The organism is Providencia sp. PROV223, assembly GCF_028479245.1.
Lineage (GTDB): Bacteria > Pseudomonadota > Gammaproteobacteria > Enterobacterales > Enterobacteriaceae > Providencia > Providencia rettgeri.
Genome location: NZ_JAMPNG010000009.1, coordinates 152,104 through 165,788, shown reverse-complemented (window position 1 = coordinate 165,788; position 13,685 = coordinate 152,104). Strand labels below are relative to the sequence as shown.

Below are 13,685 nucleotides of genomic sequence, written 5' to 3'. Positions count from 1 at the left end.
TGACTAGGGCGAGTGCGTGCAGCCAACACCCCTACAAATTGAAATATGACGAGTATTAGCGTTGAATGATTTCGTCGAACACCCCTCCATTCGCAAAATGGGTTGCTTGCGCGGCTTGCCAGCCGCCAAAGCTGTCATCAACCGTCAGCAGTTTTAGTTCAGGAAACTGTTGTTGATATTTTTTGGCCACTTCGCTATTTCGTGGGCGATAGTAGTTTTTAGCTGCAATTTCCTGCCCTTGCGCAGAATAGAGGTGCTCTAGATAAGCTTCTGCAACCGCCCTGCGGTCACGTTTATCGACGGTTTTATCGACAACAGCGACGGTTGGCTCAGCGAGAATCGAAATACTTGGCGTCACAATTTCAAACTGCCCGCTTTCCCCTAACTCATTGATGGCTAATAACGCTTCATTTTCCCAAGCAATTAATACATCGCCAATACCACGTTCAACAAAGCTATTGGTTGCGCCACGAGCCCCTGAATCGAGGACTTCCACATTTTGATACAGCTGTTTAACAAACTGCTTCGCTTTTTCAGAGTCTTGCTGGTTTTTATCTAATGCATATCCCCATGCTGCTAGATAATTCCAACGAGCTCCACCAGAGGTTTTCGGGTTGGGAGTCACCACAGAGACATCTTTGCGGACTAAATCATCCCAATCTTTGATGTTTTTCGGGTTATCTTTACGAACTAGAAAGACGATAGTCGATGTATAAGGAGCTGAGTTATCGGGAAGTTTTTCTATCCAGTTTTTATCTATACGACCACTTTGTGCAATAGCATCAACATCATAGGCTAAAGCTAACGTCACAACATCGGCTTCTAACCCATTCACCACTGATATAGCTTGCTTACCTGAGCCACCATGAGACTGGCGAACAGTGACGGTATCCCCCGTTTTCTTTTGCCAATAATCACTAAATTCCTGATTATATTGCTGATAAAACTCACGAGTCGGATCATAAGACACATTCAACAATTGAATGTTTTTCGCCCATGTCCCTGTCGCTAACAGCAATAGCAATGCTGTCGTGAATTGTGATTTTTTTACCTGCCATGAACGTATCATTTGCCTTCCCTCATTAAATTTGCGATAAGGAGAGGCTGACAGATAGCATCAATTACGGGAAATAATTAAAAAGAAAAACTTATAAGAATGAGGAATATATGAACAGAGTATTATCTGGAATACAGGATCAAACCTGCATAGCGGGAAATCACTATGCAGGAGAGATTTGCAATTATAGAGGGATTAGTACAGCTTCTTCGCCGTATCAAACCAATCCTTCTTAAAGACGCGCTTCATATTCATAACCGCATCAATAATGTCATGATGGACTAATTTTTCATTTTGAATACCCACACAGCGCCCGCCGTAGCCTTCCAACAGAAGTTGAATAGAATAAGCCCCCATGCGTGATGCTAAAATACGGTCATAAGCAACCGGAGAACCACCACGTTGGATATGGCCTAGAACCGTTGCACGGGTTTCGTGGTGTGTTTCCTGCTCAATATATTTCGCTAATTCACCCACATCACAAACGTGTTCGGTAATAGCAACAATCGCATGGCGTTTGCCTTTTTCAATACCACGTTTGATTTCTGATAATAGTTCTTCGCGGTCAAAAGCCATTTCCTGCTCAGGTAACACTAAGAACTCACAGCCCCCAGCAATCGCAGCAGATAGCGTTAAATCACCACAGTAACGTCCCATCACTTCAACAATAGAAATACGTTTATGGGACGTCGAGGTATCGCGAAGGCGGTCAATAGCCTCAACAACCGTTTCAAGTGCAGTGAAATAACCGATGGTATAGTCTGTGCCAGCAACGTCATTATCAATCGTTCCCGGTAATCCAATACATGGGAAACCAGCTTCCGTCAGTGCTTTAGCCCCCAAATAAGAACCGTCACCACCAATAACAACTAATGCGTCAATATGATTTTTTTTCAGATTATCGAATGCGACAGCACGCACTTTTTCATCACGGAATTGTGGAAAACGAGCTGAGCCTAAGAAGGTACCACCACGGTTAATCATATCTGACACGCTATACCGGTCTAATTGCTTCATGCGGTTTTCATATAGGCCAAGGTACCCGTCAAAAATACCCATGACTTCTAAACCTTCACCTAATGCCGCGCGAACCACACCGCGGATCGCTGCATTCATGCCTGGCGCGTCACCACCACTCGTTAAAACCCCAATTCTTTTAATCTGCTTGACCATGATGACCTCTGATTAATGAACATAAAATTGCAAATCGATAAAACCGTTACGCTGCTAATCTTTTTAACGCTAATTACGCTGGCTTACTAGTGCTGAATTGATTCACCTAGCAGCATAATACGGCAAAGAGTGAATTATGCATCTGCTTTCCATCAAGCTTTTATGTTTTATTGTGATCCAGTTTACATAATTCTAGCCGATCACCCCAATAGGTAAATCTTTCAATGCAAAAAAAGCCCTAGAGTACCAACTAAAGCGAATTACCCTAGTTGAATCTTAGTTTGAAATAAAAATTAAGTATTGATGATAACACTTAAATTCCTTCGATGCTGTACCTATAAAACAAAAGAAAAGCACCATTTGGTGCTCTTTTAATTAACGAACAAAAACGAAAATAAAATTGGCCTATGTATAGTAATAACGCGTTAAATGGAAAAAAATAGGCGCGGCAAAACACAATGAGTCAATGCGATCCAGCATGCCCCCATGTCCTTCAATAATCGCCCCAAAATCTTTAATACCACTATCACGCTTAATGGCTGACATACATAACCCTCCCACAAACCCCATAATGGTAATCGCTAATGACATCAGTCCCGCAACCCACCAGCTAAATGGAGTTACCCAGTAAAGGCAAATACCAATAAGCACTTAAGATAATACGCCGCCAATAAAGCCTTCAATGGTCTTGTTTGGGCTCAACTTAGGCACAATAGGCCGTTTACCCATTAACTTACCAAAAACATACTGCAACACGTCTGAAATTTGCGTCACAATAATCAAGAAAAGTAATAATTTTACGTTTTCGCCTTCATAACCTTGAATATTCAGCATCAACAACGCGGGTACATGGCTCAAACAGAAAACCGCCACCAACATTCCCCACTGAATTTTTGCTGTTCGCTCAAGAAAATGAAAGGTATCTCCCGCTAAAGCAATGCGAGTTGGCAAGAAAAGGAAGACAAAAACAGGTACAAAAATTGAAAATAACCCATACCATTCAATACCAACCAAGACATATTGCAATGGAATAAAAACAAAAAAGCACCAAAATAATGCTTCATGGTCACTGCGCCGTGTTGGCGTTAAGGTAATAAACTCTCTGAGTGCAAAGAACGATATCAGCGCAAATAAGATCACCACACCTATATTGCCAAGCACAACAGCCTGTACACAAATAATACACATGACCCACCATGCACGAATACGCGCATTCAAATTATCAATAGTTGGGTTGCTTTTTTCACCTGAATAACGGTATGCAAGAATACCACCAATAACACTAGCAAATACCAGTATCCCAAAAACACCTGACAACAATAATACTAATTCCCTGTCCCCAATATTCATGGCATTAGCTCCTCAAGCGCTACTTTTGCTCGCTGCAAAAAGGCGATTTTATTTTCATTTTCCATAAGAGGCTCCAGAGGCTTACCAACGATAGCTGAACAAATCACCGGCACAACAAGCTTTGACCCCTTCGGTAACACACGATTTAAATTTTCCAAATAAACGGGAACAACTTCAACATCAGGGTATTTTTTCGCGAGATGGTAAAGCCCACTTTTAAATTGGCTTAAAGTTTCCCCATCACCACGCGTGCCTTCAGGAAAAAATATTAATGAATGCTTTGCCTCTAATACTGACTCTAAAGGAGCTAATGTATTATTTTGAGCTGGCTTATCACCTTTTCTATCGACCAATACCGCCCGAAAAACCTTATTAACTAAATAACGTCGAAACGGTGTTTTGACCCAATAATCTTTAGCGGCAACCGGGTGAACAAAATGACGCATTAACGGTGGTAACCCAGACCAAATAACCAAACCATCAAGATGGCTTGAATGATTGGCATAATAAATACGTGTGGTCATTGAAGGTTGGCACCCTACCCAACGAGTGCGAACACCCGTTAATAAACGGCAGGTTCCCGATAACAGCATGCCCATTCCCTTAGCTAAAAGAGAAATTCTCTGCACTTTTTCCATCTTTTTTCCTTGCTAACGTTTTATCAAACGAAAATTTGCAAAATTACGAAAAGACCTGAATATCGTTTAATTAACAAGATAGAGAGTCGGTTACAGGAGCACAACGGGATAAGTTCTGATTTGCAATATAAGAAAAGTAATATTGAGATAAATAGCAGGAAATACGTGATTGGTGTAGCAATATATCATCATATTACTACACCAAAATAACACTCAACTAACGTCAATAATTAAATATTATTTTTTGTCAGCGGCAATACGGTCACGGATGTTTTGTGCACGTTCGCTTGATGGTGGGTGAGAGTCAAACATGCTTGTCTCGCCGCTACCCATTTTCGCTAATTTTTCAAAACCAGTGACTAAACCGTCAGTTTTAACACCACGTTTTTTTAGTAAGTCATAAGAGAAGTTATCTGCTTCGCTTTCTTGGTGTTGAGAAAACTGTGAGTTAATCAGTTTTTCACCCAGAGCTGCAACTTGTGATGCACTCAGTTGTTCTACAACGCCACCCGCTGATGCTGCGGCAGTACGCGCAGCAACTGCCGCATAAGCAACTTGCATTGCTTTACGTGTATGACCTAATGCAACGTGGCCCATTTCATGACCCAGAACGCCTTCAACTTCGTTATCGTTCATCACATCCATCAGGCCGCTATATACACGCACACAACCATTTGCCATTGCCCATGCGTTGACATCGCTAGTCAGATAAACTTTATAGTTTACTGGAGTACCATCAACTTCGTTACCCAGTGCTTTTGCAATTTTGTCTAAGCGTTTCGCATACTTGCTAGACGCTGGAGCAATTTTGTTTTGCGCATCCATTTCTTTACAAGATTGGTCACTTAATTGTTTAACATCAGAGTCAGTCAGTGTCGCAGCTTGGAATAATTGCATGCCTGAGTTAGTCAACATCCCTTGGTCTAAATTTTTACAACCCGTTAAAATGACAGCAGAAACAGCAACTGCCACAAGCGCTTTCATCTTCATAGAACATTTTTCCTTTAGTATATATAGGTATTATTTTTTAATGACGCTAAAGACTATAAATTCTGCGAAAAATAACAATAGGAATAAAGCCATAATTATCCAATATATGAATTTGATAACGTTTTTATTAAAATTGCAAAATAGACAGAATATTATTCCAATAATAGGTACACATACAGATTGCATGCAAATGGCCATTAGGGCAATGGCCAAAAAATCACTCTAACTACTTAATAAATAACTCAATAATACAAAAATCATTTTCTGTATTCTTTTCAACAATAAATTGCAGAGCTTCTCGATTTTCTTTAATTAATAGAGTGTCAAATGGCTTTAAATAAAAGGAATCTGAATTAATTTTCATACTCAAACGAGGTGTAATATTAAAAATTAAGATCTCACTAGCCCCACTCACCCAAGAATTAATGAACGCAGTATTCACCCATTGTAAACGAGCCTGATATTTTTCAGGGTTATAGATGACATTAAAATCACGAATTGCACCTTGAACGAGTTCCGCATAAACCTCGCTTTCCCCATTAAAAGCAAAAAATTCTTTTTGCTGTAAGGTCACCGCCGGTTTCTTATCTACATGCAAAATAAGTCCTTCTCCTTCCAATACACCAATAATACGTTGCCGATTTTGGAAAAAGGAAAACGAGCCCGCCGTTTTAACATCTGCTATTGACACTCGCCAATCAAAATCATCTAAACCTTCACCATGGCTGCGCGCCAATTCAAGTGTCGACCCCTGGCCATTTTTCCAAGGCATATTGCGATAATCTTGCGTCGTTAATATCTGAGTCATAAGGTGAACCCTACTTTGGTGGATACATTATTTTTATAGTGAGAATGAGAAATGAAAATAGCAGACTTTCAACAAAAAAACGCCTTTTTAAAAATCAATTTCAAATTGTAGCCCATGCGTGCCACAATTCAAACATTCACCATAAGAAGAGGATAACGGTAATGGCCAGTACTCAACATAAAACAGATATTGTCAGAGCCAGAATTGAGCCTAAAGTCAGGGAAAATGCTGAAGCAGTGTTATCTGAATTAGGGATTAGCATGTCTGATGCTATTCGTATTTTCGTCAAGCAAATATCATTGCGACAAGCTTTTCCTATTGAGTTAAAAACACCAAACTCAATTACATTAGAAGCTATTAATGCACCAACTACAGACGAAACATTTGACTCTGCTGAAGATTTATTTAGCCAAGTGAGCAAGTCCGATGCTGAAAATTCGCGTTAAATCCCAATTCAAAAAAGACTTAAAAAAGTCGTTATCTGACAAAAAAAGAAATACTCAGCTATTAAAAGAGCTAATCGATAACCACCTATGCATTACTGGCTCTGTTCCAGCAGAATATTTGCCTCATCCCTTAAAAGGAAACTGGAGACCTTGCTATGAATATCACATACAACCCGATTTTTTATTAATTTGGGATATAAACTACCAAACCAATGAAATCATATTAGTTCGCTGTGGTTCTCATTCTGAATTATTTGGCTAATTCATCACATTTCCCAACCTAAAACAATTAAATCGACGTAGGCGACCGTCCACTTACCGTCCACCTCGGCGAACTTTGATGAACTTTCATAGCCTTTTAAATATTGATAAGTTACTGTTTTTAAAGAATTGAAGATATAATTTATTAAAAAAAAAGCCCCTAAAAGGGGCTATAAAAGACAGGGATGGTGTCTATGGCAAGGAAAAACTTCACTTATTGCTACTTCACTACTTACTATGGAACTCAGGATATGAAACTAACTAACTTGCATTACTACAGGTACTAACAACTAAACTTACTGAAACTGCATCGCTTGAAATTCTGCCATTTTATGCTGATTCATTTCTTGTTGGTGAATGTGTTCAAGCTCTGTTTTCTGTTCTGGCGTTAACAACTGGTACAATTCATGGTGAATTCGAGCCATTTCGACACGTTGTTCCAGTTCTTTTTGCATTCGTTTTTCAAGTTCTTCACGAACCGCTTTGTCATCAAAGTTATCCGCTATAATTAATTTGTGCAGTGCTTCACGTTCTTTAACTAAAGCAGAGTTATCAACATGATAATGGCGCTGTGTTGCCATTAAATCACGTAATTGCTGACGCTGTTTTTCATTTAACGTGATACCATTAAACATAAAGGTACTGGCACGTTCTTCACTGCTAAATAACTCATGATGTTGAAAGGGCACAACCGCATTGCCTGTTGGCTTAGTCGTTGGCTCGGACTGCATCTGTAACATCAAAGGTGTTGAACTTTCATTTGCAGCACTTTGTGGCTCTTCTGCAAAAGCAACCGCTGGTCCGAACACAAACGCAGAAGCTAAAACTAACATTGCGGTTTTATGTACTGTATTATGTACTTTGCTATGTGTTGTTCTCAGCATTTGACACCTTGTCTCCGAACTGTGCTCGTGATTCAATGTGAACAAATATACACCTGTGGCTGCAAACTAGCGTCAGAGCATGTAAAAGAACGTAAAGTCATGGAATCGTACAGATTGTTATCGTATTTTGGCAGTTGGAGGACTTAAAAAATGCATAAAATCCTATTAGTTGATGACGACCGTGAACTCACGTCGCTGTTAAAAGAACTGCTGGAAATGGAAGGTTTCAATGTTGTCATCGCCTATGATGGTGAACAGGCATTACAGCAAATTGACTCATCCATTGACCTGTTACTACTTGATGTCATGATGCCGAAAAAAAATGGTATTGAGACATTAAAAGAACTGCGCCAAATCCATCAGACCCCCGTTATCATGTTAACGGCTCGCGGTAGTGAGTTAGATAAGGTTCTGGGCCTAGAACTCGGTGCAGACGACTATCTACCTAAACCGTTCAATGACCGTGAACTGGTAGCACGTATTCGTGCTTTATTACGCCGTTCTAACTGGAGCGAGCAAACTCAAGGCGACAATAGCAATACCCCTGTTTTACAAGTTGATAAACTGCAACTTAACCCAGGTCGCCAAGAAGCCAGCTTTGATGAGGAAATTTTGGACTTAACAGGGACAGAATTTACGTTGTTATATTTACTCGCACAGCACCTAGGCCAAGTGGTTTCTCGTGAACACCTTAGCCAAGAAGTACTTGGGAAGCGCTTAACACCGTTTGACCGTGCTATTGATATGCATATTTCAAACTTACGCCGCAAACTTCCAGAACGCACTGATGGCCAGCCGTGGTTTAAAACTCTACGTGGCCGCGGATACTTAATGGTTTCTGCCACATGATCAACAGCTTAACCGCAAGGATCTTTGCGATCTTCTGGTTTACCCTCGCACTAGTATTAATGCTAGTGCTGATGGTGCCCAAGCTCGACTCTCGGCAAATCACCGTCCTGATGGAAAGTGAACAACGCCAAGGGGAGATGCTTGAGCAGCATATTGAAGCCGAACTCGCACAAGCTCCGATGAATGACCTACTTTGGTGGCGGCGTATTTCTAACGCCATCAAAAAATGGGCACCTCCCGGCCAACGGTTGATTATCGTCACCAGTGAAGGCCGCGTGATTGGTGCAATGCCAAGTGAAATGCAGGTAATACGTAACTTTATTGGGCAGTCCGATAACGCGGATCACCCGAAAAAGAAAAAATATGGACGAGCCGAAATCCTCGGCCCTTTCTCCATTCGTGATGGGGAAGACCACTACCAACTGTATTTAGTTCGCCCAGCAAGCAGCCCACAATCTGACTTTATTAATTTATTGTTTGATAGGCCTTTCTTATTGCTGATTGCCACCATGCTGATCAGTGCTCCACTATTATTATGGTTATCTTGGAGTCTCGCCCGCCCTGCTCGTAAATTAAAAATGGCCGCGGACGATGTAGCGAAAGGAAATTTACGTCCACACCCAGAACTAGAAGCCGGTCCGCAAGAGTTCTTGTCTGCGGGAAATAGCTTTAACCAGATGATCAGTGCCCTTGATGGTATGGTTAGCGCGCAGCAACGCTTAATCTCTGATATTTCTCATGAATTACGCACTCCACTGACTCGTTTGCAACTGGCAACCGCCTTATTACGCCGTCGCCATGGGGAAAGTAAAGAGCTCGAACGTATCGAAACCGAGACCCATCGCCTAGATAGCATGATTAACGATTTACTGGTGTTATCCCGTAGCCAGCATAAAAACGAAATCTTGCGTGAGAATATCAAAGCCGATGAACTTTGGGGCGATATCTTAGATGATGCTAGCTTTGAAGCTGAGCAAATGAACAAAACGCTCGAAGTCACTTCTCACCCAGGGCCTTGGCCGTTATATTGCAACCCTTCTGCCGTCGGTAGTGCATTTGAAAATATTGTGCGTAACGCATTACGTTATTCGCATACACACATTGCCGTTGATTTCAAAGAAGAAAACAGCGGTATTCTCATCACAGTCGATGATGATGGCCCCGGTGTTAGCCCTGCTGACCGCGAGCACATTTTCCGCCCATTCTACCGCACTGATGAAGCTCGAGACCGAGAAACAGGCGGTACTGGTTTAGGTCTTGCAATTGTTGAAACCGCCATAACACAACATAAAGGTTGGGTGAAAGCGGATGACAGCCCATTAGGTGGTTTAAGGTTACAAATCTGGCTACCTGAACACGGCCGATAAATTAGCTTTATTCATTACCAATAACCCCCTTTCTTTTTATTAAAGAAGGGGGTTATTTTTTTAATCAACATCTACCATTATTAATAGAGAATAGTCCTATATTGCCTCTAAAAACAACAATTCCTAAATACCCGACCAATATAAAACTCTATTTTTATACTATTTAACCCATAAAAAAAGAATAATAGAGAAGAATACTTAAAATTAACCATGTGGTAATCCAACAAAAAGTATATCGTTTTATATCTTAATATGTTACTAACTTCTACACCGACTATATTAATCTGATATTCTGTTTTACTTAGTTAAAGTGTGATAATTGATATTCATAGAAAGCACAGAAGCCCAACTCAATGCAAATTAAGATACTTATAATGTGGGCTGATAATAATCATATTTTAACTTTATTTAATTTACAGGTTTTCCCTTATTAACCTGTTCAATATTAGGCGAACTCAACTTCAAATGGATTTATCAATGAAAAAATTCAAGCTCACTAAGCTAGCCATACTTGCTGTGTTCGGCGCCATAAGTGCACAAAGCGTTGCGGGGGGATTAGTTCTACCCGATAACAACTTACGCAGCGACCTTGCTTGGCTTTCTGAACGTAACGTCATCCAAATTAGCTTATCAACTTGGCCACTATCCCAAGAAGAAATCACACGTTCTTTAAATAATGCAAATATTACTAATAGCGAACAAGAAGCCATTATTCAGCGCATTAAAAAGAACCTTGACCGTAAGAAAAACAGTGTTCAACTAGAAACTCACCTTGCATCTAGCCACAACTCTATGCCACAGGGCTTTGCCCAGAGTGAATATAGTGATATTCGCTATACCGTTTCAGGTAACTACAGCACTGATGACGTAGACTTAAACCTCACCGCAAATGGTGAACGTGCTTTACGCGTTGAAAATGGTTCTGATTACAACCTCAATGGCTCATATGGTGGTGTAAAAATTTGGAACCAATGGGTATCCTTTGGTGAAATCCCACAATGGTGGGGACCGGGCCACGATGGTAGCTTAATTCGTACCGATGCGGCTCGCCCTGTTACTGGCTTCTTAATTCAACGTGCTGACCAAAGCCCATTTGAAACTCCATGGCTTTCTTGGATTGGTTCATGGCAATACCAGCTCACCGCAGGGCAAATCAAACAATATTCTTCCCAACCCAACACTAAACTGATTGGTTTACGTATGACCATGAACCCAACTGACTTCTTCGAACTCGGTGGTTCTCGCGTGGTCATGTGGGGAGGCGATGGCCGCCCTAATAACTGGAATTCTTTCTGGAATGCTATGGGCGGTAGGGATAATACTGGCGACTATAACGATGACCCGGGTAACCAACTGGCAGGTTTAGACTTCAAACTGAAACTTTACCCATTAATCGACCTACCTGTCAGCCTATATGGCCAAATGGTCGGTGAAGATGAAGCCAACCTTTTCCCATCGAAAAACGCCTTTATGGGTGGTATCGAAGGTTATCACACACTATGGGGCCAACCATTAAATTGGTACATTGAAGGCGCGAACACCCATACTGAGTGGGACAAAGACGGCGTAATGTATCGCCACTTTATCTACAAAAATGGTTATTACCAACAAGGTGCATCACTAGGCCACGCGATGGGCGGCGACGGGCGCATGCTCACCACCAAAGTGGAATACACTCTCGATGATGACAACCGCGTCAGTTCTCGCTTGATGTACGCGAAAGTGAATAAATCTAACTTTGAAGGCAACAAGTTGTTCCCTAAATCAGAAACCATCAAAGGCGTTGATTTCGGTTGGTGGCATAACTTTGACAATGACGTCAGCACTGATGCGAAAGTTTGGGTATCTAAAACTGATTACGAAACACGCAATGATTTAGGCGCTGCCGTTACGGTAAACGTGCCGTTTAAGTGGTAGTTAGCAGATATTAAGCATATTTTATCAAAAACGGGTTATGTTTTTAGCATAATCCGTTTTTTTATCCCTCGAACATTATTATTCTAGCCAAAAATATGCCATTCATATAATCCCTTATGACAACCAAGTTAATTAATATAATCAATTAAGCATTTTATTAATCTATTCCTACGCGGAATTCGGATAAATATAGAAATATTAGGATCTGGCTTTTATTGAACCCACACTAAAAGCAATGATATACAAGGAATAACTTAACTTAAATATTTAATCGCGTACAAAGCGTAAGAATAGGATTATAACCTAATAATTTAAAATAACTTATTCTATTGGTGATTGTGTTAGGACTATTCTCTAACGCTATCGCAGTGATAGTCAGTAACTAGCTTTAATGGTATTATTAATCGCTTTTTACTTGACCAAATAAATGCTGAGGCATACCCTTTGGCGGTAAAAAAACAATAAGCTTTGCTTATCAATTGAGCAAGTTAGCAAAAAATGCAATGTTTTCAATTGATAAGTATGCGTTTACAAATTCAATGGTGCTCTGGGGCCCGACAACCCAGTGCGGTAGCTATGGGTATTAAAAATTAAAAAAGTAACTACCCCAACCAAATATTAGTTGTTAGTAGTACTTTTTATTAATTTTTTGTTGTATTAATTAAGTTTCATTCCCCTAAAAATAAAAAACACTACATAGATAGTATTTTTTATACTTCTAATATCATCATGAATGTGAAGTGAATTAAATAAAATGGAAAAAAAAGCATTAACGAAAGTTGGCGTAGTTACAATGCATGAAGTAGTTAACTATGGCTCATTTTTACAAGCGTATGCAACTCAGTATGTAATAGAAAAATTAGGGTTCGAATGTGATATTATTGATTATCAATTTCCTAATGAGTGGCATATTGAAAGAGGTATCGTCGGTGCAAGGGGAATCAAAAAAAATATATCAAATATAGTTTATAAACTAGGTATTAAACCTGGACATAGAAAAAAAATAAAGCTGAATAAGGCTATTAATAAATATTTAAACTTATCAAAAAGATATAACAATCCAACAGAGATTAAAAATGACCCGCCCATTTATGATATTTACCTCACAGGAAGTGACCAAACATGGAATCCTAAGCATACAAAAGGAGATGATACTTTTTTACTAGCGTTTGCACCTGATAATGCAAAGAAGATTTCATTCTCAGCCAGTCTTGCTGGTAATAATTTAGAAGAAAAATATAAATCTTTATTTAAAAAATTCCTGTTAGAATATGACAATCTCGCAATAAGAGATTCTGGTGGAAATAAAATTATAAGAGAACTTATTGGGAAAGAAGCTAATGTAACATTAGACCCAACATTGATGATGAATAGAAATGAATGGTCTTTATTCTCAAAAAATAGAGATTCAAAATATTCTGATAATAGTTATATAGTATTCTATTTAATTACACATTCCTTTGACGTAACTCCATATATTTATCAACTACTAAAAAACCTTCAAGAAAAAACGGGACTAAAAGTATATTCTTTCAGTAAAATTCCAAGTTCATTTAGAATTAACTACGAGATCTGTCATGATATAGGTGCTGAAGATTTTATTGAATTATTTGAAAAATCTTCATATGTTGTAACATCATCCTTCCACGGTACTGCATTTGCTGTAAACTTTGGAATTCCGTTGTACTCTGTGATTGATAGTTTAGATACGACTGATGATAGGCAAGTATCATTATTGCACAAACTAGAAATTGAGCACTGTCTTGTTCCTTTGAATAAACCTTTTGATGATATACAGCCTGTATATAATGTAGAAAAAGAACAACTAAATTTAGAAAAACTCAGGTCGGACTCATTCGAATATTTAAAAAATTCTTTATCTGACTAAAATTAATTTTTAATTATATTGGAAACTTTAAAATCAAAAATAAAACATCTTTAAACT

Annotated in this window: 12 protein-coding genes and 1 pseudogene; 6 read left to right on the top strand and 7 right to left on the bottom strand. The window is 39.4% G+C overall.

Going from position 1 to position 13,685, the window contains the following annotated elements; translation table 11 throughout:
* Positions 1 to 55: 55 nt before the first annotated feature.
* The 6 genes and pseudogenes from PR767_RS12255 to PR767_RS12230 form a co-directional block, all read right to left on the bottom strand.
* Entirely contained in the window at positions 56 to 1,066 is a 1,011-nt protein-coding gene (locus PR767_RS12255) for a sulfate ABC transporter substrate-binding protein (RefSeq protein WP_375372761.1), read from the bottom strand.
* Between the two features lie 186 nt (positions 1,067 to 1,252).
* The gene (gene pfkA, locus PR767_RS12250) at positions 1,253 to 2,230 is read right to left on the bottom strand and encodes a 6-phosphofructokinase (RefSeq protein WP_004265237.1); all 978 of its coding nucleotides are present in this window, start codon (positions 2,228 to 2,230) and stop codon (positions 1,253 to 1,255) included.
* A 405-nt stretch (positions 2,231 to 2,635) separates the two neighbouring features.
* A pseudogene (locus PR767_RS12245) lies at positions 2,636 to 3,580 on the bottom strand (phosphatidate cytidylyltransferase).
* Positions 3,577 to 4,218 (bottom strand): lysophospholipid acyltransferase family protein, encoded by a 642-nt coding sequence (locus tag PR767_RS12240; protein ID WP_102140622.1) that lies wholly within the window; start codon positions 4,216 to 4,218, stop codon positions 3,577 to 3,579. The pseudogene PR767_RS12245 and the gene PR767_RS12240 overlap by 4 nt, the downstream one beginning before the upstream one ends.
* A gap of 237 nt (positions 4,219 to 4,455) precedes the next feature.
* Entirely contained in the window at positions 4,456 to 5,208 is a 753-nt protein-coding gene (locus PR767_RS12235; protein ID WP_004907010.1) for a M48 family metallopeptidase, read from the bottom strand.
* A 226-nt stretch (positions 5,209 to 5,434) separates the two neighbouring features.
* Complete coding sequence (locus tag PR767_RS12230) at positions 5,435 to 6,016, bottom strand: HutD/Ves family protein (protein ID WP_117162998.1); 582 nt, start codon at positions 6,014 to 6,016, stop codon at positions 5,435 to 5,437.
* 161 nt (positions 6,017 to 6,177) lie between these two features.
* On the opposite strand from PR767_RS12230, the gene PR767_RS12225 reads away from it, so the two are divergent.
* Positions 6,178 to 6,462, top strand: coding sequence for a type II toxin-antitoxin system RelB/DinJ family antitoxin (locus tag PR767_RS12225; RefSeq protein WP_102140619.1), 285 nt, complete (start codon positions 6,178 to 6,180; stop codon positions 6,460 to 6,462).
* Positions 6,443 to 6,724 (top strand): type II toxin-antitoxin system YafQ family toxin, encoded by a 282-nt coding sequence (locus PR767_RS12220; protein ID WP_109912959.1) that lies wholly within the window; start codon positions 6,443 to 6,445, stop codon positions 6,722 to 6,724. Before PR767_RS12225 ends, PR767_RS12220 begins: the two co-directional genes overlap by 20 nt.
* A 295-nt stretch (positions 6,725 to 7,019) precedes the next feature.
* Here the strand turns inward: PR767_RS12220 and PR767_RS12215 are convergent, their stop codons facing one another.
* Positions 7,020 to 7,607 (bottom strand): Spy/CpxP family protein refolding chaperone, encoded by a 588-nt coding sequence (locus tag PR767_RS12215; protein ID WP_164529273.1) that lies wholly within the window; start codon positions 7,605 to 7,607, stop codon positions 7,020 to 7,022.
* A 150-nt stretch (positions 7,608 to 7,757) separates the two neighbouring features.
* On the opposite strand from PR767_RS12215, the gene cpxR reads away from it, so the two are divergent.
* The 4 genes from cpxR to PR767_RS12195 all read left to right on the top strand — a co-directional run bounded on the left by cpxR (position 7,758) and on the right by PR767_RS12195 (position 13,628).
* Positions 7,758 to 8,456, top strand: coding sequence for an envelope stress response regulator transcription factor CpxR (cpxR, locus tag PR767_RS12210; RefSeq protein WP_004907000.1), 699 nt, complete (start codon positions 7,758 to 7,760; stop codon positions 8,454 to 8,456).
* Positions 8,453 to 9,823, top strand: coding sequence for an envelope stress sensor histidine kinase CpxA (gene cpxA, locus PR767_RS12205; protein WP_198635178.1), 1,371 nt, complete (start codon positions 8,453 to 8,455; stop codon positions 9,821 to 9,823). Before cpxR ends, cpxA begins: the two co-directional genes overlap by 4 nt.
* A gap of 477 nt (positions 9,824 to 10,300) precedes the next feature.
* On the top strand, positions 10,301 to 11,740 hold the full coding sequence (locus PR767_RS12200) for a capsule assembly Wzi family protein (RefSeq protein ID WP_117162996.1): 1,440 nt from the start codon (positions 10,301 to 10,303) through the stop codon (positions 11,738 to 11,740).
* Between the two features lie 754 nt (positions 11,741 to 12,494).
* The gene (locus PR767_RS12195; protein ID WP_117162995.1) at positions 12,495 to 13,628 is read left to right on the top strand and encodes a polysaccharide pyruvyl transferase family protein; all 1,134 of its coding nucleotides are present in this window, start codon (positions 12,495 to 12,497) and stop codon (positions 13,626 to 13,628) included.
* The last annotated feature ends 57 nt before the right edge of the window (positions 13,629 to 13,685 follow it).

Excerpts from the sequence above, each read along its gene's own strand:
- pfkA (WP_004265237.1), bottom strand. The coding sequence starts at position 2,230 with ATGGTCAAGCAGATTAAAAGAATTGGGGTTTTAACGAGTGGTGGTGAC.
- PR767_RS12240 (WP_102140622.1), bottom strand. The coding sequence starts at position 4,218 with ATGGAAAAAGTGCAGAGAATTTCTCTTTTAGCTAAGGGAATGGGCATG.
- PR767_RS12235 (WP_004907010.1), bottom strand. The coding sequence starts at position 5,208 with ATGAAGATGAAAGCGCTTGTGGCAGTTGCTGTTTCTGCTGTCATTTTA.
- PR767_RS12230 (WP_117162998.1), bottom strand. The coding sequence starts at position 6,016 with ATGACTCAGATATTAACGACGCAAGATTATCGCAATATGCCTTGGAAA.
- PR767_RS12225 (WP_102140619.1), top strand. The coding sequence starts at position 6,178 with ATGGCCAGTACTCAACATAAAACAGATATTGTCAGAGCCAGAATTGAG.
- PR767_RS12220 (WP_109912959.1), top strand. The coding sequence starts at position 6,443 with ATGCTGAAAATTCGCGTTAAATCCCAATTCAAAAAAGACTTAAAAAAG.
- PR767_RS12215 (WP_164529273.1), bottom strand. The coding sequence starts at position 7,607 with ATGCTGAGAACAACACATAGCAAAGTACATAATACAGTACATAAAACC.
- cpxR (WP_004907000.1), top strand. The coding sequence starts at position 7,758 with ATGCATAAAATCCTATTAGTTGATGACGACCGTGAACTCACGTCGCTG.
- cpxA (WP_198635178.1), top strand. The coding sequence starts at position 8,453 with ATGATCAACAGCTTAACCGCAAGGATCTTTGCGATCTTCTGGTTTACC.
- PR767_RS12200 (WP_117162996.1), top strand. The coding sequence starts at position 10,301 with ATGAAAAAATTCAAGCTCACTAAGCTAGCCATACTTGCTGTGTTCGGC.
- PR767_RS12195 (WP_117162995.1), top strand. The coding sequence starts at position 12,495 with ATGGAAAAAAAAGCATTAACGAAAGTTGGCGTAGTTACAATGCATGAA.